The sequence below is a fragment of the Kitasatospora sp. A2-31 genome, from assembly GCF_022288725.1.
Lineage (GTDB): Bacteria > Actinomycetota > Actinomycetes > Streptomycetales > Streptomycetaceae > Kitasatospora.
Genome location: NZ_JAKNTA010000003.1, coordinates 390,992 through 407,844, shown reverse-complemented (window position 1 = coordinate 407,844; position 16,853 = coordinate 390,992). Strand labels below are relative to the sequence as shown.

Below are 16,853 nucleotides of genomic sequence, written 5' to 3'. Positions count from 1 at the left end.
CCGCGGGATCCGCCACCTGGGCGAATCGGCCGGAAAGCGGTGGCCCGGGGCCGAAACTCACGAGGATCCGATACCCATCCGGGGTATCGTCTCCTTCGTGACGGCGGGCGGACGGTGGAGCGACGGGCGGAGCGGCGGGCGGACGACCGCCCGGCTGCTGGCCGTCTGCGCCCTGCTGGCCGGACTGTTCCTGATGCACGGTTCGCCCACCGCGGCCGGCGGCTGTCACGAACCGGCCTCCTCCGCGCCCGTCGCCCCCCCGCAGGGACCGCCGCACCACCCCGCCGCCGGCCGCGGCGACCCGCAGCACGCCGCCGCCCCGCCCACGGCCCCGGGCCCGCGCCTCGAAGGCGGGCGGACGGCGGGCGGCGAGCAGCAGGCCGCGTCCTGCGTGTCGGCCCGGGACCGGGACGCCGCCGAGCTCCCCCCGCCCGCCGTACGGGCGCTCGCCCCGGTCGCGGCCCTGCTCGCCGCCCTCGGCGGGGCGTTCCGGCGGCGGGCCGACGGCCCGCGGGCGCCGCCGGCGGCCGGCCGCCGGCTCCTGCTCCGGATGTGCGTCGCACGGACGTGACCGGGCCCCGCCCGGACCTCCCCGAACGAGGTCCGGGCGCGCCGCGCCCTGTCCGAACACACCGGAAGAGAACCGACGAGATGTCCCACACCACCCACACCCGCACCCGCCGTACCCGCAACCGCTCGCTGGCGCTCGCCGCAGGGGCCGCCGTCCTCGCGCTCACCCTCACCGCCTGCGGCTCCGACGCGATGGGCGGCATGGACCACGGCGCGGCCGGCGCCACCGCCACCGCCACGGCCACCGGCGCCACCGGCACCGGTGCCGGCACGCCCGCCGGCGGACACCAGGGCCACCGGATGCCCGGGGCCGACTCCGCCACCGCGACCACCGCGGCGCCCGGCACCGCCGACCCCGCGGCGGACGCCCCCGGCCTGGCGGCCGAGCGCAACGGCTACCGCCTGACCCCGGCCACCGACTCGCTGCCGGCCGGGGCGCCCACCGAGTTCCGGTTCACCGTCACCGGCCCGGACGGCAAGCCGCTGACCGCCTTCGAGCCCGACCAGACCAAGCGGATGCACTTCTACGCGATCCGCTCCGACCTCACCGGCTTCCAGCACGTGCACCCCGAGATGGCCGCCGACGGCACCTGGACGGCCCCGCTGGCCGCCCTCACCGCCGGCAGCTGGCGGCTCTACGCCTCCTTCGTGCCGGACAGCGGCCCCGGCCGGGGCACCGGTCTGGTGCTCAGCCGGACGGTGACCGTCCCCGGCGAGGGCGCGGCCGCCGTCGCGGAACTGCCCGCCGCCACCGGCACGGCCACCGTCGACGGCTACACCGTCTCCGTCGAGGGCACCCCGGTCGCCGGGAAGGCGGGCGAGCTGAAGGTCACCGTCAGCAAGGACGGCAAGCCGGTCACCGACCTGCAGCCGTACCTGGAGACCTTCGCCCACCTGACCGCCTTCCGCGCCGGGGACCAGGCCTTCGCTCACCTGCACCCCGAGGCCCGGGCCGCGGCGGGCGCCACCGGCGGGCCGACCCTGCCGTTCCACGCCGAGCTGCCGGCGAGCGGCGCCTGGCGGCTGTTCCTCCAGTTCCAGACGGGCGGCCAGCTGCACACCGCGGGCCTGACCCTCGACGTCGGCTGAGGCCCCGACCCCGCCGGGAGGCCGCCGCCGCGGCGGTGACCTCCCGGCGGCGGTAGGCGAAGATGGTCCGGTGACCACACCCCGCACCACCCCCCGCCTGATCGCCACCGACCTGGACGGCACCCTGCTCTGCGGCGGCGGCACCGTCAGCGCCCGCACCGCCGCGGCCCTCGCGGCGGCCGAGGCGGCCGGCGTCCAGGTGGTGTTCGTGACCGGCCGCCCGCCGCGCTGGATGCAGCAGGTGAGCGCGCACATCGGCGGCCACGGTGTGGCGATCTGCTCCAACGGCGGCGCGGTGGTGGACGTGCGGCGCGGCGAACTGCTGGAGTCCTCCCCGCTCGGCGCCGAGGCCGCGCTCGCCGTGGTCGCGGCGCTGCGGGCGAAGCTGCCCGGTACCGCGTTCGCCTTCGAGTACCCGGCCGGGTTCGCCCGCGAGCCCGGGTACGAGCTGCGGATGTGGGGCGAGGACGAGAGCCACCCGGTCGGCCCGGCGGAGGAGCTGCTCGGCACCGGTGGCCCGGTGAGGGGCCTGTTCAAGCTGCTGGCCAAGCACCCGGACCTCGACCCGGACAAGCTGCTCACCGAGGCGCGCGCGGTGGCCGGCCACCTGGCCGAGATCACCCGCTCGGCGCCGGTCCCGCTGCTGGAGATCAGCGCGCCCGGCGTCACCAAGGCCAGCACGCTGGCCCGCTGGTGCGCCGGGCGCGGGATCGACCGCAGCGAGGTGGTGGCCTTCGGCGACATGCCGAACGACCTGGAGATGCTGGCCTGGGCCGGCACCGCGTACGCCGTCGCCAACGCGCACCCACAGGTGCTGGCGGCGGTGCCGCTGCACACCGTCAGCAACGAGCAGGACGGCGTCGCGGCGGTGCTGGAGGGGTTCCTGGGGCGTGTCTGACCCCGGGGCGCCCCGCTGCCACCCGGCTACCCGAAGCGGCCGTTGACGTAGTCGGCGGTCCGCCGGTCGCGCGGGGCACCGAACAACTGCTCGGTCGGCCCGGCCTCGACGATCCGGCCCGGGGTGTCGTGGGTGGCCAGGAAGAACGCGCAGGACTGCGAGACCCGCTGCGCCTGCTGCATGTTGTGGGTGACGATCACGATGGTCAGCCGCCCGCGCAGCTCCGCGATGGTCTCCTCGACCCGCCGGGTCGAGGTCGGGTCGAGCGCCGAGCACGGCTCGTCCATCAGCAGGATGTCCGGCGAGACGGCCAGCGACCGGGCGATGCAGAGGCGCTGCTGCTGCCCGCCGGAGAGCGAGCCACCGGGGGTCTGCAGCCGGCTGGAGACCTCGTCCCAGAGCCCGGCCCGGCGCAGGCTGGTCTCCACCAGGTGCTCGCGCTCCTCCCGGGACACCTTGATGCCGGCCAGCTTCAGCCCGCTGGAGACGTTGTCCTGGACGGACATCGCCGGGAACGGGTTCGGCCGCTGGAACACCATCCCGATCCGGCGGCGCACCTCCGCGGGCCGCCGGCCCGGCCGGTAGACGTCGTCGCCGTCCAGCAGCACCTCGCCGGAGAGCGCCGCGCCGCGCACCATCTCGTGCATCCGGTTGAGGATCCGCAGGTAGGTGGACTTGCCGCAGCCCGACGGGCCGATCAGCGCGGTCACCTCCCCCGCGGTCATGGCCAGCGAGACCCGCTCCAGCACCTTGCGGGCGCCGAACCAGGCGGAGACGTCGCGGGTCTCCAACGCGGCCAGCGGGACGCCGTCCGCGGGCGCCGCCGGGACCGGCGGCAGGGTGAGGGTCCCGGCCGCCGGGTCGACCGGTCCGGCCGCTGCCGACCGGTCGGGCAGCGGGGCGTCGGTCATCTGTGCATCCGTCATCGGTACGGCCCTCCGGGCGCGCTTCAGTAGAGGTTGGGCAGCAGGGCGGCGGCGTTCTCGTAGACCGCCCAGAGCAGCGCGCCGACCACCGGCGCGAGGCTGAGGTAGGCCGCGGAGCGGTGCCAGATCCGGGCCAGCACGGTGACGGCGACCACCGCACCGAGCAGCCCGAGCGTCCACAGCTGCAGCGTGGCCAGCGCGCCCTTGTCGGCGGCCAGCGCCTTGTCGTACGGGACGGTGGCGGGCCGGCCTCCGGGGTTCACCTCCGGCTCGCCCTCCAGCCGGGCGCCGACCGTCACCGTGGAGCCGGGGATCCAGTCGGAGTCCCCGGTGACCAGCACCAGGCGGTTGCGGGCCGGGTCGCTGATCGGGTGGTCGCCGTCGCCGTACACGTTGACGGTGTAGGTGAACCTGCCCTGGCCGGTGGTGGCCTCGATCCGGTCGCCGACCCGCAGCTTGGCGAGCTCGGCGAACGGCGCGCCGAACGTGGCCCCGCGGCCGAACACCACCGCCACCCCGCTCTGACCCGGCAGCGCCGTGTCCCGGCGGTGGCCGGGACCGCGCATGAGGTCCCGGCCGGTGGTGCCCTCCACCACGACGGCCTGGTGCAGGCCGATCGCCGGGATGTCGAGCAGCGCGACCGGGTCTCCGTCCCCGGCGGCGCCGGTCGGGGCGACCGCCCGGGCCAGCTGGTCCCGGAACGTCTTGTGGGCGGTGGACTGGAAGTGCCGCTCCTGGAGGTGCGAGAGCGTGAACAGGTAGCCGACGAAGCCCGTGATCAGTGCGGCCAGCAGGGAGACCGCCCAGGCCGCCTGGAGGAACCGCCGCCGTCCGGGCGCCCCGGCCGTCCGCCGCCCGGCCGCCCCGCGCTCCCGGGCGGAGGCCGGCTGCGCAGCTTCTCCCGCCGGCGGCGCGGGCTGCGCGGCGGCGCCCGGCTTCTCCAGCGCCGGGGCCGTCACGACCGGCCGCCGGCGCCGTCGCGGCGCCGCAGCAGGCGGCGGCCGAGCAGCGGTGGGACGGTCACCACGGCGAGCAGTTCGATCGCGGTGAGGACGGAGAGCGTCCAGTCCTCGGGGCGCCCGTCCACCGCGACCACGTTGGCCGGGACCTCCCCGGTGCCCGTGCCGCCGCGGCCGCGCGCGACCACCTGGCCGGTCTGGGGGTCGACGACCTCCTCGGCCACCGGGTCGCCGCCGCCCGCCGCACCGCCGGCGTCCCCGCCGTCCGCGGGCTGGCCGGTGTCGCCGGGGCCGGTCCCGCCGGCGCCGGAGGAGCCTCCCGCGGCGCCGCCGCTGCCGGCCGTGCCGCCGGCGCCGCCGGAGGTGCCGCTGCCGGTGCCGGTCGCGCCGGGCTTGCGCCCGCCGCCGGAGGAGCCCGCCGAGCCGGACGTGCCGCTGCCGCCGGTCACGGCCCCGCCGGCGCCGGAGCCGCCGGAGCCGGAGCCCGGCGCCGAGCCGCCGGAGCCCGAACCGCTCTTCACGGGCTGGCCGTTCTGCACCGTGCAGTCCAGCGGCGCGCCCTGCTTGTCGCACGGGCTGGGCTGCGGGGCGTTCTTGAGGACGGTCAGTTCACCGGCCTGGTTGAAGGTCGGGTTGTTGCAGTTGGAGAGCGAGTCGGGGTCCACCGGGCTGGCGTTGCCGGGGATGTGCCGGGTCTGCAGCAGACCGCCGCGGACCAGGTTGCGCGGGATCGGGGAGTAGCCGAGGCCGTCCGCCTCGCCCTGGCCCTCACAGAGCACGTAGGCCAGGAACCTGCTGAGCGCACTGCCCTTGTCGTCGTTGAAGCGTGGCGGCGGCGGCAGCGCGGCCCCGGCCCGCGGCACGATCACGTAGCTGTAGCTGGACAGCGGGTAGGAGCGCGGGTCGTTCATGGTGTAGACGCCGTCGAGGTTCTGCTGCAGGTAGTCCGGGTCGTCGGGCGCCGTTGCGTCGTCGACCCCGCGGATCCTGGCGGCGGTGAGTGCGACGGCCACGTTGGAGGCGGTCGGCAACGCGTAGTAGCCGGCCGGGTTGAGCACCTTCACGACCGGCCAGTTGCTGCGCTTGGCGAAGGCGTACTCGTCGTAGCCGATGGTGCCGAGTCCGGACGGCGCCTTGATGTAGCCGGCGACCACGTCGGAGCCGTTCTGTGCGGTCATCCGGCCGGAGGGCGGGAAGAACTCGGTGTACTCGCCGCACGAGATGCCGTTGACGGCCTTGCAGTACTCCTCCCACTGCGCGCCGTGGGTGTGGCTCATCCAGCGGGTGAACTGCGCGGTGGCGCCCGAGCCGTCCGAGCGGACCACCGGGGTGATCGGCAGCGAGGGCAGGGCCCTGCCGTAGTCCGCGGTGATCTTCGGGTCGTTCCAGTTGGTGATCCTGTTGGTGAAGATGTCGACGATCGTCTGCGGGGAGAGCCGCAGGTCGCGCACCTGCTTGCCGGCGACGACCAGGTTGTACATGAAGGTCGTCCCCCCGGCGGTGATCGGCACGTAGGAGAACCCGTACCGCGGGTTCTCGGGCTTGCCGCCGCCGCCGGCCTGGCCGGCCTGGCCGAGCCCGGTGTCCGACTTCGAACGGAACGGCACGTCGGAGGCGGTGAAGTCGTCCTGGCCGATGCTCCACTGGTTGCGGCCGGCCGCCGAACCGATCGGGTTGAAGTTGATCTGGATGCCCTGCGGGGCGACGTCCTGGCGCCACTGGTCGATGGCCGGACCGGCCCAGCTGGACCCGTCGGCGTTGAGCGCGGTCGCCGCGAACGCCGGGGTGCTCTGCCCCAGCAGCAGGGAGCCCGCGGCGAGCATCAGGGACAGCAGCACGGCAAGCGGGCGTGCCACGGGGCGGCTTGCGGCCTCCCACGACATGGGAACTCCTCTGGTCCTGAGGGTGGTTGGGTCGGACATCAGTGCGTCCCGGCGGCGGCGGCCGCGGCACGGCGGGCCGAGCGCTCGATCCGGCGCACCTGGCGCCGGGTCAACCGGCCGGGGCGGCGGCCGCCGAGCACGCGCGCGGTGACGAACAGGATCAGGACCACGCCCATCAGGGTCAGCCCGGCCGCGAAGGCACGCGAGATCATCTCCGGGTAGGGCTGCTTGACGTAGTTCCAGATGTACAGCGGCAGGGAGACCTGGTGCTCGCTGAACGGGTCGGCGTTGAACTGCGAGGTGAAGCCCGAGGTCAGCAGCACCGGCGAGGTCTCCCCGACGCCGCGCGCCATGCCGAGCACCACCGCGGTCACCAGGCCGGGCCGGGCGGTGGGCAGCACGACGTTCCACACCGTGCGCCACTGGCTGCCGCCGAGCGCGTAGGAGGCCTCCCGCAGGGTGCCCGGCACCAGCCGGATCACCACCTCGGCGGCCCGGGTGACGATCGGCATCGTCATCACGGTGCAGGCGAGCGAGGCCGCGAGGCCGCTCTTCTCGAACCCGAAGGTGATGATCACCACACCGAGGATGAACAGCCCGGCGACGATCGACGGCAGCGCCGTCATCGCCTCGACCAGCGTCCGCACCGGCCGGGCCATCCGGCCACCGACCTCGGACATGAAGACGGCCGCCGCGATGCCCAGCGGAACGGCGAACAGCGTGGTCAGGGCGAGCTGTTCGAGCGAGCCGACGATGGCGTTGAGCGCACCGCCCGAGGTGATCGGGGAGAGCGCGGCGGTGTGGTCCATCGACTCGGTGAAGAAGTTGAGGTGCTCGGCCGCCTCCAGGCCGCGGGCCAGCACGAAGCCGATCTGGTCGGCGATCAGGCCGACCACCAGCACGCCGGAGCTCCAGGCGACCACCGAGACCAGGCGGTCGCGGACCACCAGCGGGCCCCACTGGAGCCGGCCGATGGCGAGGTAGCCGAACAGGAAGAGGACGTACCAGCAGAGCAGGAAGCCGAACGCACCGCTGAACGGCAGGACCCGCTCGTAGAGCATCCAGTCCAGGCCCAGCGAGCCGGTCAGCGCACCGGCCAGGGTCAGCGCGTCCTCGGCGGTGACGCCGCCGAGCCGGATCCGCTTCTCGGGGGCGGGTGGTTCGACGGCGGCGGCCGCGGCGGCCGGTGCGGCTTCCGTGGCCGGCGGCAGGTCGAGGGTGGTCATCGGTACGTCCCTTCACGGCGGGGCGGCAGCGGGCGGCGGGCGGCGGGGCGGGCCACGGTCAGTCCGCCGTCGAGGCGCCGGAGCGGGAGCGGTTGATCACGAACCCGGCCGCCAGGTTGACCAGCAGGGTGAGCCCGAAGAGCACCAGCCCGGCCGCCATCAGCGCGGAGAGCGAGAGGTCGTCCGACTCGCCGAACCGCAGCGCGATCAGCGCCGAGATCGAGTTGGCGCCGTTCTCCAGCACGTGGGTGATCGCCTTGAAGTTCGGCGAGATGATCAGCGCGACGGCGATGGTCTCGCCCATCGCCCGGCCGAAGCCGAGCATCACCGCGCCGATCACACCCCCGCGGCCGAACGGCAGCACCACCGTGCGGACCATCCCCCACCGGGTGGAGCCCAGCGCGTAGGCGCCCTCCCGCTCGCCCTGCGGGGCCTGCGAGAACACCTCCCGGCTGAGCGAGGTGACGATCGGGATGATCATCAGGGAGACGACCACCCCGGCGATGAAGGTCGAGGACGTGTACGACGTCCCGATGTCGCCGGTGCGCACCTTGAGGAAGGGGATCGCGTCCCCCAGGTGGTTGGCCGTCCAGCGGACGAAGCCGATGATCCGCGGCTGGAGGAAGAACAGCCCCCAGAGGCCGTAGACGATGCTGGGGATCGCCGCCATCAGGTCGACCAGCGAGATCAGCGTGGCGCGCAGCCGGGCGGGCGCGTACTCGGAGATGAAGACCGCCGTGGCGAGCGCCACCGGGACGGCGACGACCAGCGCGATGACCGCGATCAGCAGGCCGTTCGGGAGCACCGCGGCGATGCCGAAGTTGTGCGCCTGGGTCTGCCACCTCTGTTCGGTAAGGAAGGACCAGCCCACCTCGCCCAGCGCGCTCGCGCCGCGCAGGATCAGGAAGAACGCGATCAGCCCCATGATCGCGAAGACCGAGAGACCCGCCACCCGCAGCACCCCGCGGAACATCCGGTCTCCCGAGGTGGCAGGGGCGGTGATGACGCGGGGGACATCGGGATCGGGTGGACGTGGAGCCCCGGCGTGCGGTGCCGCGGGCTCGGCGGCGGCTGTCATGGTCTGCTCTCCGGCGCGCTCGGTACGGAAGTGCTCGGTACGGGGAGTCCCCGGGCGGCCCCCCCGGGGAGGGGGGACCCGGCGGGGCCGGGGACGGCGGCCCCGCCGGGTCGTCACTGCCGCTGCGGGCTCAGGGCCGGCGGCGCAGCCGCGCCCAGGCCCGGCCCGTCGCGGCCATCGCCCGCTCACCGGCGGGCGTGCCGCCGAGCAGGAGCGCCGCCGGGCCGCCGATCAGCAGCACCAGGCCCGCGATCACCGCGACCGGCAGCAGCAGCCGGGCGGTGCCGGCCCGGTCGGCGGCCGGGCTGCCGGCCGCCACCGGGGCGGCCGCGAGCGGGCCGGCCGGGGCGCTCGGCGTGGCGGTGGGCTTCGCGGCGGTCGGTGCCGGGGTCGCGTTCGCCGGGAGGGCGCCGGTGCCGCCGGTGGTGCCGGTGGTGCCGGTCGCCCCGCCGGTGGCGCTCTCGACGCCCGGGCCGCCGGTGCTGCCGGTGCTGCCGGAGGAGGACCCGCCGTACGAGCCGCCGGCTGTCGTGCCGTCGGCGACCGGGGCCGCGCCGCCGGTGCCCGCGGCGCCGGTCACGGCCCCGCTCCCGCTACCGGCGGCCGTGCCGCCGGTCGCGCCACCCGTCGTGCCGCCCGTGGTGCCGCCGTCGCCGCTCGTCGGTGGGGCCGGCGGGGGCACCTGGTTGCCGGGCCACGTGCCGTCCTGGAGCTCCACGTGCTTCGCGGCGTCGAGGGCCTGTCGGCGCTGCGCCCCGGTCAGGCTCAGGAAGCCCGGTGCGAGCCTGCCCGGCTCAACCCCGTAGACCTGGCCGCTGCCGGCGACCGTGGTGAGGAAGCGGCTGATCGCCGCCGCCTTCTCGCCGGACACCCCGCCGGTGGGCACCATCGCGTACTGGACGGTGGTCAGCGGGTAGGCCTGCGCGTCCCGGGAGAACGCGGTGTCGGCCACGCCGTACGGGAGCTGCTGGGTGCCGGTCGCGGCGTCGGTCGTCATGTCGCCCACCGCCGCCTGGAAGCCGTTGGTGGTCGGCGGGACGAAGCCGCCGGCCGGGTTCTTCAAGGCCGCCTCGGGGAGCGAGAACGCCTTGGCCTGGGCGCTGTCCATGACGGCGAAGAGCTTGCGGTCGCCGCGGGTCATCGGGTCGCACTTCGGGTGGTTGCCGGTCCCGTCGGGCATCCAGAGCTGGCAGGTGGAGCGGTTCTCCTGGATGGTCCGGAAGACCTGGGTGAGGCCGCCGAGCACCGGGTTCCACTCGTACTGCCGCATCTTCCTGGCGGCCTCGGAGGCACCGGTCGGGCCGGAGAAGTCCTGCGGCTGGACGGCGTCCACCGGGTAACCGGGGAAGGCGCCGCGCTGGTAGAAGGTGTTCACCCGCATGCCCCACGGGTCCTCCTCGCCGTCCAGGAACCGGGTGGCGTCCGGGTCGGCGGCGATCCACGCGGTCAACTGGTACACGAGGTCGGTGGTGCCGCCGACGACGGTCGGCTCGAACTCCGCCGGTGCGCAGGAGGACGGCCACTGCATGCCGCTCGCCTCGGGGAACCGGTTCAGCTGCTGGAACTCCGGGTCCTGGAAGATGCAGCTGGGGTTGCCGTTCACCGAGGCCACCGGCAGGCCCGGCGGCGCGTACGACTGGGTGAGGAGCTTGGCCACCAGGCGCGGCGTCAGCTTCATGTCCCGCAGCTGGCGGCCGGTCCTGGTGTCGTCGACGACGAAGACCACCGAGACCCCGCTGGTCGCCAGGGGCGCGTAGACGTAGGGCCGGGCCGGGGTCGCGGTGTCGGGCCGCGCGGTCAGCGCGACGTCGAGGCCGGCGCCGCCCAGGAAGGCCTGCCGGGCCTGCGGCTCACCGCCGGAGGCGGAGTACTGGAAGGAGAGCGGCGGGGCGGCGAGGCAGAGCCCGGCCCGCCACTGCTGGACGGCGCGGTTCGCCATCTCCAGCCCGGCCGACTTGAACACCGCGGTCCGGTTCTCGCAGTCCGCCGCGGTGGGCGCGAAGTACAGCGGCATGACGGTCCGCTTCTCCCAGGCGCACTGCTCACCGATCTGGAAGCCGGCGTACTCGTTGCCGGGCCAGGACGCCGCGTAGGCCTCCAGCCCGCCGTCGCTCGCGGTGTTGAAGAAGCCGTCGACGTCGCTGAGGTGGTCGGTGCAGTCGACCGCGCCGTTGCGCACCTTGTTCGGGTCCTGGGTGTCGCCGCCGTAGTTCGGCTCGATCACCAGGGAGCACGGGTGGGTGGCGTCACAGCCGAGCGAGGGGCTCTCGGTCGCCGTCCACACCTCGATGCTGGTCGCCCCCGAGCCGTCCGCCCCGGTGGGCGCGATCGCCATGTTGGAGGGGAAGTCCGGCGTCGTGGTGCCCTGCGGCGGCGCCACCTGGTCGAACCCCTTGGCGGGGTCGGCGTTGTACAGCGTGCTGCCGTAGCAGTCGGTGATCTTCGGGTCTAGGCCGCGGCACTGGTAGACCCGGACCGCGTACAGGACCTGTTTGTCGCCCTTGGTGACGACGGGCACCGACTCGCCCATGGTGTTGAGGGTCGGGGTGAACCCGCTCCAGGAGACCTGCAGCACCTGGTGGGAGAGGTCCTTGGTCTGGGCCACCGTCACGCTTCCCTCGGGGCCCTCGGTCCAGGTGTTCGGGTCCCACGCCTTCGGCCCGGGCTTCGTCACGGCCGACGACACCGACGCCTGTGCCTGCGGCAGCGCGCCGAGGCCGACGGGGGCCACGCCGAGCGCCACCACCACCGACCAGACGAGGGCGATCGCCGGCAGTCGCCGGCGCCACCTCCCGCGTCTCGGATCAGGTAGGAGTCGGAGTCTCATTGCGGGCACCTCCGTACGAACGCGCACCGCCCGTGGCGCGGCGCGAGAGGGGATCAGGCTGCGAGCGGGCCGACGGCTCCGGTTCGCATCCATTCGGCCAGCCGGAGATGGCCGGATCCGGTCGTGTCGATGTACGGGGCCCCAACGTGGCGACTCCGTAACGGAGTTGGGAACTCCGCACGGACGGGGCGGACTTCCGCACAGCACGGCGGGCCCGTGCCGTCGCACGGACCCGCCGCAGTGCCGGCCGCCCGGGGCGCTCAGCTGCCGGAGGTGAAGGTCAGCGTGAAGTCGCCGACCGACTGGCCGCCCTTGAAGAAGGAGGTGTTCAGCTTGCCGTCCAGGACCTTCGCACCCTCGGCGTCCACCTTGAGGTCGGTGGAGGTCACCTTCTGGGTCGCGCCGGAGCGGGTGATGTCCGTCATGCCGGCCGGGTCGAGCAGCGCCACCGCAGCGGCACCGTCGGCCGCGACACCGGTGATCTGGAACGTGTCCGCGCTGAAGGCGAGCTGCTTGAAGAGCGCGCTCTTGCCGGTGAAGACGTCGATGAAGAGCAGGCTGCCGCCCAGCTCGACATTGCCGTAGTAGCCCTGGAGGTTGGCGTCGCCACCGGTCACGGGGAAGGTGGTGGAGAAGCCGGTGGTGCCGTCGTACGACGGCGTGGCGGCCGGCAGCGGGATGACCACCACACCGCTGAGGGCCGCGTCCTTGAGGAACGCGGTGCTCTCGTGCACCACAGCGCTGCCGGTCGGCGCCACCGGGGCGGTGTCGGCGGCGGCCGCACCGCTCAGGCCGGTCACGGCGAGGACGGCGGCGGCACCGGCGGCGGCGAGGCAGGCGCGGGTACGGGACATGCTGAACTCCTTGGGAGGGGTGAGAGGTCGTGCGTGGTGCCGAGAGCGGCTGGCGCGGCGCGCGCGGATGTGGCCGGCGGCCACGGGCCGGAGCCCGTGGCCGCCGGGTGGTGCGGCGTGACCAGCCGGAGATCAGCTGTGGGTGGTGGTGCCGCAGGCGGCAGCCGAGAGCGGCAGGAAGCCGTAGCTCTTGATGTCGTTGCTGCCGTTGGTGCAGATCCAGCCCGAGGGGCCGAAGATGTTGCGCAGCGCGGCGCCGTGCGCGTCGGTCGCGGTCCACTCGGCGTTGCGGACCACGTTGTAGACCACGCGGCCGAACGCGGAGGCGGCGAACGGCGCGTTGATGGTGTTGGTGGTGGTGTTGACCGGCACCAGGGTGCCGACGTTGCGCAGGGTCAGGCTGCCCGGGTTGGAGGTGGCCGTGCCGTGGCCGCCGACGGTCTGGCTCAGGTAGGCCGCGACCGAGTACGGGTAGACGACGTCGGCGCCGGTCAGGCGGGAGTCGACGCCCTCGTTCTCCTCCGGGCCGTCCTGGACGCAGCTGCCCACGGTCGGGTTGCCGATCGCGGTCAGGAAGAAGGCGCGGGTGCCGGAGTTGGCCTGCGGCAGCCACGGCTTGATGGTGGCGTTCGGCAGGGTGGCGCTGATCTGCGTCCAGTTGGTGACGGAGCAGTCGTAGATGCCCTTGAGCTGGGCGGCGGTCAGGCTGGCCGGCGCGTGGCCGCCGTTGTTGGCCGACCAGGTCACCGCGTCCTTGGCGAACGCGACGAAGATGTCGGAGGCCGGGTCGGTCGCCTTCGGGGCACGCGAGGAGCGGGCGACGTCGACCTTGGAGCCGGCCGTGTTCAGCTCGGTGATGCCGGCGCCCGAGCCGTTCGGACGGGTGATGGCGGAGGCGCCGGACTTCGGGGTGATGGTGGCGGAACCGGTCGCGTCCCAGCTGTAGTACCGCGGCGAGGTGGTGTCGCCGATGCTGGTCAGGTACGCGTTGTAGTCGGCGGAGAACTGGGTCGACACGGCCTGGGTCGTGTCGGAGCCCACGCTGACGATGTCGGCGGCGGCCGGGGTGACGGCCGGGTCGGCGACGGCGGTGCCGGCGGCGACGGTGGCGACCGAAGTGGCGATGGCGGCAACGGCGAGCAGCTTGGCAGCGGTCTTGCGCATGTTCCTGTTCCTCCGGTGGGAGAGACGTGCATCGCTGTACCCGCGCCCTGGTCGGGGCCCGGGGCCGGTGACCGCGTCCGCGGCGGCCGCTCCGGCAGAGCTGATCCTGTCCGCCGCGGCGGTTGCGCCGGAAGTGCGGTGAGCGGCCGCCGGCGAATGTCGACTCATCGGTTCGGAGAGGTTTAGTGACTGGTCAGGGCAGCCGCGGCGGCTGGGAAATCCGCAGGTCGGAGGCCGGTGACGTTCTTCTCCAGGTGGCGGCTCGGGGTGTTGCCGGAAACCTGCGCTTCACCGGGGAGGAGGGAAGGGCGGCCGGGCGGCCGCGGATGCCCGCAGGGGGGTGCGAGGCGGTGCGGTCGCGGTACGGAGGGGTTGCGGTATGGAGCGGGTGCGGTTGCGGTGCGGACCGGGTCACCAGGGCCGGCGGCCGCCGCTGCGCCGCAGCTCCTGCCCGATCCACTGGAGACCGGTCAGGAACGCCTCCACGGCGGCCTGGCACTGGTCGCGCCGGAGGTATCCGCGGGCGCTGCGGGCCACCGGGACGGCCTCACCGGCGCCCGGGCGGGTACTGCGCACGGGCAGGTGCGCGGTCCACACCCACAGGCGCCCATCGGACTGTCCCACGGTGCACCGCAGGGCCGCCCGTTCGATGATCAACTCGCGGACCGCCTCGGCGAGTTCGTCCTCGCTGCGGTAGGTGCGGACGCCCGCTCCGAGCTGCCGGCCGTTGGCGGCGCGCAGGGCCCAGCCGACGCAGCGGTCGGCGGCGGGGAGGATCAGCAGACGGGGGCCCCGGCGCTCAGCGGGCGGCATCGGAGCGTCTCGACGGCGACGAGCGGTCCGGGAGTTCGAGAGCCGGCTGCTTCGCCAGCAGCACCACGAACCGCCGGAAGGCGTTCTGGCAGGTCGCGTACCGCTCGTACGCGCGGCTGGAGCGCACCTCGGGGAGGGTGCGCGAGCCGGGGACGACCCAGATCCAGCCGATGCCGTCCCGGACGTGCGTGATCCGGGCGACCAGGGTGTCGGCGCCGGCGCGTAGGCCGTCGAAGCCGCGCTCGGCCTCGCCGGCCGTCTCGTACGCGGCCGGAGTGATCGCCACCACGCGGCCGTTGGGCGCCTTGAGCTGCCAGCGGTAGCGCCCGTCCGGCGCCCGTTCGGCCCGGAACCCCCCTCGACCTGCCCCTGCTGCGGCGTGACCGCGGCCCGACGCGTCCACTGTCCCCCCAGTCCGGTACCTCTCCGAGACGGGAGTAAAGCTATGTGTGCACACGAGCGCGCCGGAAGGGCGGGAAATGCACAACTTGCTCCGTTGGCCGCGAAGTTCTCTCTCGTTAAACATTCACCGACTGCACACCACTCACCCCTCTTGCGCCCCACTCCGTCACCATCCGTTCGAGAAGGTGCGAGCCCCAGGGGTCCGCCGAGTCCTCGCAAGCCCCCCGCGGACCGGCTCGGAGCCGGGCGCCCGACCGACTCAGAGCCGGGCCGTCCAGCGCACCATCGTGCCCTTCCCGTACGGCCCCGGCTCGTGCCACGCGTCACCGCCGAGCACCTCGGCGCGCCGGGTCAGGTTGCTCAGGCCGCTGCGCCGGCCGTCCGGCGGGATGCCGACGCCGTCGTCCGTCACGGTGAGCAGCACTCCCGGCCGGCCACCGCGGTCCAGCGACTCCGGGTCGCCGCCGACCGGGCGGCCCACGTCGTCCAGGTGGACGGTCGCGTCGACCTCCACGCCGACCCGCGAGGCCCGCGCATGCCGGGCCGTGTTGGAGAGCATCTCCCTCAGCGCGGCCAGGAGTTGGCGGCCGGTCTTCTCGCCGACCATGCTCTCGACCGGGCCGATGAAGGACACCGAGGGCTTGAAGCCGAGCGCCGCCGCGGCCTGGCTCCCCTCGCGCAGCACCCTGGTCCGCAGGGTGTCCGGCGCATCGCCGTGGTTGTCGTGCTGGAGGGCGTAGATGGTGGTGCGGACCTCCTGGATGGTGGCGTCCAGCTCGTCCACCGCCTTGCCGATGCCCACCTTCACCTCGGGCACGACGGCGCGCCGGGCCGCGCTCTCCAGCATCATCCCCGTCGCGAACAACCGCTGGATCACCAGGTCGTGGAGGTCCCGGGCGATCCGGTCGCGGTCCTGGAAGACGGCCAGCCGTTGCTGGTCCCGCTGACCCTCGGCCAGCCGGAGGGCCAGTGCGGCCTGGGAGGCGAAGGTCTCGGCGAGCTGCTTCTCCGCGTCGGTGAACGCCACCGCCCCGCGCGCACGCCAGACGCTGAGCCCGCCCAGCACCCGCCCGGCGGCGACCATCGGGACCGCCATCGACGGACCGAAGCTGCGGGCCAGCCGCATCACCACGGTCGGGTCGCTCGACATGTCGTCCAGGTGGACGCTCTCGCCCTGCAGCAGCCGCGCGGCGAAGCTGTCCTTCGGCAGCAGCTCGCCCCGGACGAACTCGGCCGCCTCGCCGGAGGCGTGGGCCACCCGCATCTGCCCGCGCCCGTCGCCGTCGCCGTCACCGGTCGGCAGCAGGATCATGCCGAGCGCGGCGTCCGCCAGCTCCCGGACCTGCTCCGCCGCGATGGTCAGGGCGACCTGCGCCCCGTCGGTGGAGAGCAGCGCCGTGGTGACGGCCGCCGCGCCGGCGATCCAGCGCTCGCGACGCCGGCCCTCCTCGTACAGCCGGGAGTTCTCGATCGCGACGCCGGCCGCGGCGGCGAGCGCGTGCACCACCTGCTCGTCCTCGGGGGTGAAGGCGCCGCCGCCCTTCTTCTCGGTGAGGTAGAGGTTGCCGAAGACCTCGTCGCGGATCCGGATCGGCTCGCCGAGGAAGGTGCGCATCTGCGGGTGGTGCGGCGGGAACCCGGAGGAGCGCGGGTCGGCACCGAGCTCGGCGAGCCGCAGCGGCTCGGGCCGGTCGATCAGCGCGCCGAGGATGCCCCGGCCGGCCGGCAGCTCGCCGATCTCGGCGGCGGTCTCGTCGTCGACCCCGACGTGGATGAAGTCGGCCAGGCCGTGGCCGCCCGGCGCGATCACGCCGAGGGCGGCGTACCGGGCGTCGACCAGCTCGGCCGCACCGGAGGCGATCCGGTGCAGCGTGGCGTGCAGGTCGAGCCCGGAGCCGACCGAGACCACCGCCTCCAGCAGCCGCTGCATCCGGTCGGTGACGGCGGCCGCGGACTGCAGCCGCTCCGCCACCTCGGTGACCAGGGTGTCCAGCCCGAGCGAGGAGATCTCGGGCACCCGATGGGGAGTCGGGTCCGGAGCGGCGCCGGCCGGGTCGGTCGTGGGGTCCATGAGACGAGCGTAGTTTGTACGGTTTTCGACCGAAGAGCGGCGCGTCGGACGGCGGCGTGCACGGTCGGCGCGGCGCTGCAGGAGCGGTGCCGC

General features: G+C 74.3%; 14 protein-coding genes. 3 read left to right on the top strand and 11 right to left on the bottom strand.

What is annotated here, in order from left to right; all coding sequences use genetic code 11:
- Positions 1 to 97 precede the first annotated feature (97 nt).
- From MCM47_RS10585 to MCM47_RS10575, 3 genes are all read left to right on the top strand, one after another.
- Positions 98 to 571 carry a hypothetical protein gene (locus MCM47_RS10585; protein WP_238860691.1) on the top strand — a complete coding sequence of 158 codons (474 nt, stop codon included), beginning with the start codon at positions 98 to 100 and terminating at the stop codon, positions 569 to 571.
- A gap of 80 nt (positions 572 to 651) precedes the next feature.
- A complete protein-coding gene (locus tag MCM47_RS10580) occupies positions 652 to 1,659 on the top strand; it encodes a hypothetical protein (RefSeq protein WP_238860689.1) in 1,008 nt (335 codons plus the stop codon).
- A gap of 70 nt (positions 1,660 to 1,729) precedes the next feature.
- Positions 1,730 to 2,557, top strand: a complete 828-nt coding sequence (locus tag MCM47_RS10575) for an HAD family hydrolase (RefSeq protein WP_238860687.1) — start codon at positions 1,730 to 1,732, stop codon at positions 2,555 to 2,557.
- 26 nt (positions 2,558 to 2,583) lie between these two features.
- Here MCM47_RS10575 and MCM47_RS10570 read toward each other — a convergent pair whose 3' ends face one another.
- The 11 genes from MCM47_RS10570 to MCM47_RS10520 form a co-directional block, all read right to left on the bottom strand.
- Positions 2,584 to 3,468 carry a phosphate ABC transporter ATP-binding protein gene (locus MCM47_RS10570; RefSeq protein ID WP_238860685.1) on the bottom strand — a complete coding sequence of 295 codons (885 nt, stop codon included), beginning with the start codon at positions 3,466 to 3,468 and terminating at the stop codon, positions 2,584 to 2,586.
- 38 nt (positions 3,469 to 3,506) lie between these two features.
- Entirely contained in the window at positions 3,507 to 4,442 is a 936-nt protein-coding gene (locus tag MCM47_RS10565; RefSeq protein ID WP_238860683.1) for a class E sortase, read from the bottom strand.
- The gene (locus MCM47_RS10560) at positions 4,439 to 6,325 is read right to left on the bottom strand and encodes a substrate-binding domain-containing protein (protein ID WP_238860681.1); all 1,887 of its coding nucleotides are present in this window, start codon (positions 6,323 to 6,325) and stop codon (positions 4,439 to 4,441) included. The genes MCM47_RS10565 and MCM47_RS10560 overlap by 4 nt, the downstream gene beginning before the upstream one ends.
- Before the next feature lie 38 nt (positions 6,326 to 6,363).
- Positions 6,364 to 7,551, bottom strand: coding sequence for a phosphate ABC transporter permease PstA (gene pstA, locus MCM47_RS10555; protein WP_238860679.1), 1,188 nt, complete (start codon positions 7,549 to 7,551; stop codon positions 6,364 to 6,366).
- A gap of 58 nt (positions 7,552 to 7,609) precedes the next feature.
- Positions 7,610 to 8,629 (bottom strand): phosphate ABC transporter permease subunit PstC, encoded by a 1,020-nt coding sequence (gene pstC, locus MCM47_RS10550; protein WP_238860678.1) that lies wholly within the window; start codon positions 8,627 to 8,629, stop codon positions 7,610 to 7,612.
- 130 nt (positions 8,630 to 8,759) lie between these two features.
- Complete coding sequence (locus MCM47_RS10545) at positions 8,760 to 11,456, bottom strand: hypothetical protein (protein WP_238860676.1); 2,697 nt, start codon at positions 11,454 to 11,456, stop codon at positions 8,760 to 8,762.
- A 260-nt stretch (positions 11,457 to 11,716) separates the two neighbouring features.
- Positions 11,717 to 12,310 (bottom strand): hypothetical protein, encoded by a 594-nt coding sequence (locus tag MCM47_RS10540; protein WP_238860674.1) that lies wholly within the window; start codon positions 12,308 to 12,310, stop codon positions 11,717 to 11,719.
- A 132-nt stretch (positions 12,311 to 12,442) separates the two neighbouring features.
- On the bottom strand, positions 12,443 to 13,474 hold the full coding sequence (locus MCM47_RS10535; RefSeq protein ID WP_238860672.1) for a PstS family phosphate ABC transporter substrate-binding protein: 1,032 nt from the start codon (positions 13,472 to 13,474) through the stop codon (positions 12,443 to 12,445).
- 411 nt (positions 13,475 to 13,885) lie between these two features.
- Complete coding sequence (locus MCM47_RS10530; protein WP_238860669.1) at positions 13,886 to 14,287, bottom strand: hypothetical protein; 402 nt, start codon at positions 14,285 to 14,287, stop codon at positions 13,886 to 13,888.
- A complete protein-coding gene (locus tag MCM47_RS43215) occupies positions 14,274 to 14,573 on the bottom strand; it encodes a hypothetical protein (protein WP_238860667.1) in 300 nt (99 codons plus the stop codon). The genes MCM47_RS10530 and MCM47_RS43215 overlap by 14 nt, the downstream gene beginning before the upstream one ends.
- A gap of 375 nt (positions 14,574 to 14,948) precedes the next feature.
- A complete protein-coding gene (locus MCM47_RS10520) occupies positions 14,949 to 16,760 on the bottom strand; it encodes a GAF domain-containing protein (RefSeq protein WP_238860666.1) in 1,812 nt (603 codons plus the stop codon).
- Between the last annotated feature and the right edge of the window lie 93 nt (positions 16,761 to 16,853).

What these genes read in the sequence shown, in the direction of transcription:
- MCM47_RS10580 (WP_238860689.1), top strand. Translation starts at nt 652, where the DNA reads ATGTCCCACACCACCCACACCCGCACCCGCCGTACCCGCAACCGCTCG.
- MCM47_RS10560 (WP_238860681.1), bottom strand. Translation starts at nt 6,325, where the DNA reads ATGTCGTGGGAGGCCGCAAGCCGCCCCGTGGCACGCCCGCTTGCCGTG.
- MCM47_RS10520 (WP_238860666.1), bottom strand. Translation starts at nt 16,760, where the DNA reads ATGGACCCCACGACCGACCCGGCCGGCGCCGCTCCGGACCCGACTCCC.
- MCM47_RS10540 (WP_238860674.1), bottom strand. Translation starts at nt 12,310, where the DNA reads ATGTCCCGTACCCGCGCCTGCCTCGCCGCCGCCGGTGCCGCCGCCGTC.
- MCM47_RS10535 (WP_238860672.1), bottom strand. Translation starts at nt 13,474, where the DNA reads ATGCGCAAGACCGCTGCCAAGCTGCTCGCCGTTGCCGCCATCGCCACT.
- MCM47_RS10530 (WP_238860669.1), bottom strand. Translation starts at nt 14,287, where the DNA reads ATGCCGCCCGCTGAGCGCCGGGGCCCCCGTCTGCTGATCCTCCCCGCC.
- pstA (WP_238860679.1), bottom strand. Translation starts at nt 7,551, where the DNA reads ATGACCACCCTCGACCTGCCGCCGGCCACGGAAGCCGCACCGGCCGCC.
- pstC (WP_238860678.1), bottom strand. Translation starts at nt 8,629, where the DNA reads ATGACAGCCGCCGCCGAGCCCGCGGCACCGCACGCCGGGGCTCCACGT.
- MCM47_RS10570 (WP_238860685.1), bottom strand. Translation starts at nt 3,468, where the DNA reads ATGACCGACGCCCCGCTGCCCGACCGGTCGGCAGCGGCCGGACCGGTC.
- MCM47_RS10545 (WP_238860676.1), bottom strand. Translation starts at nt 11,456, where the DNA reads ATGAGACTCCGACTCCTACCTGATCCGAGACGCGGGAGGTGGCGCCGG.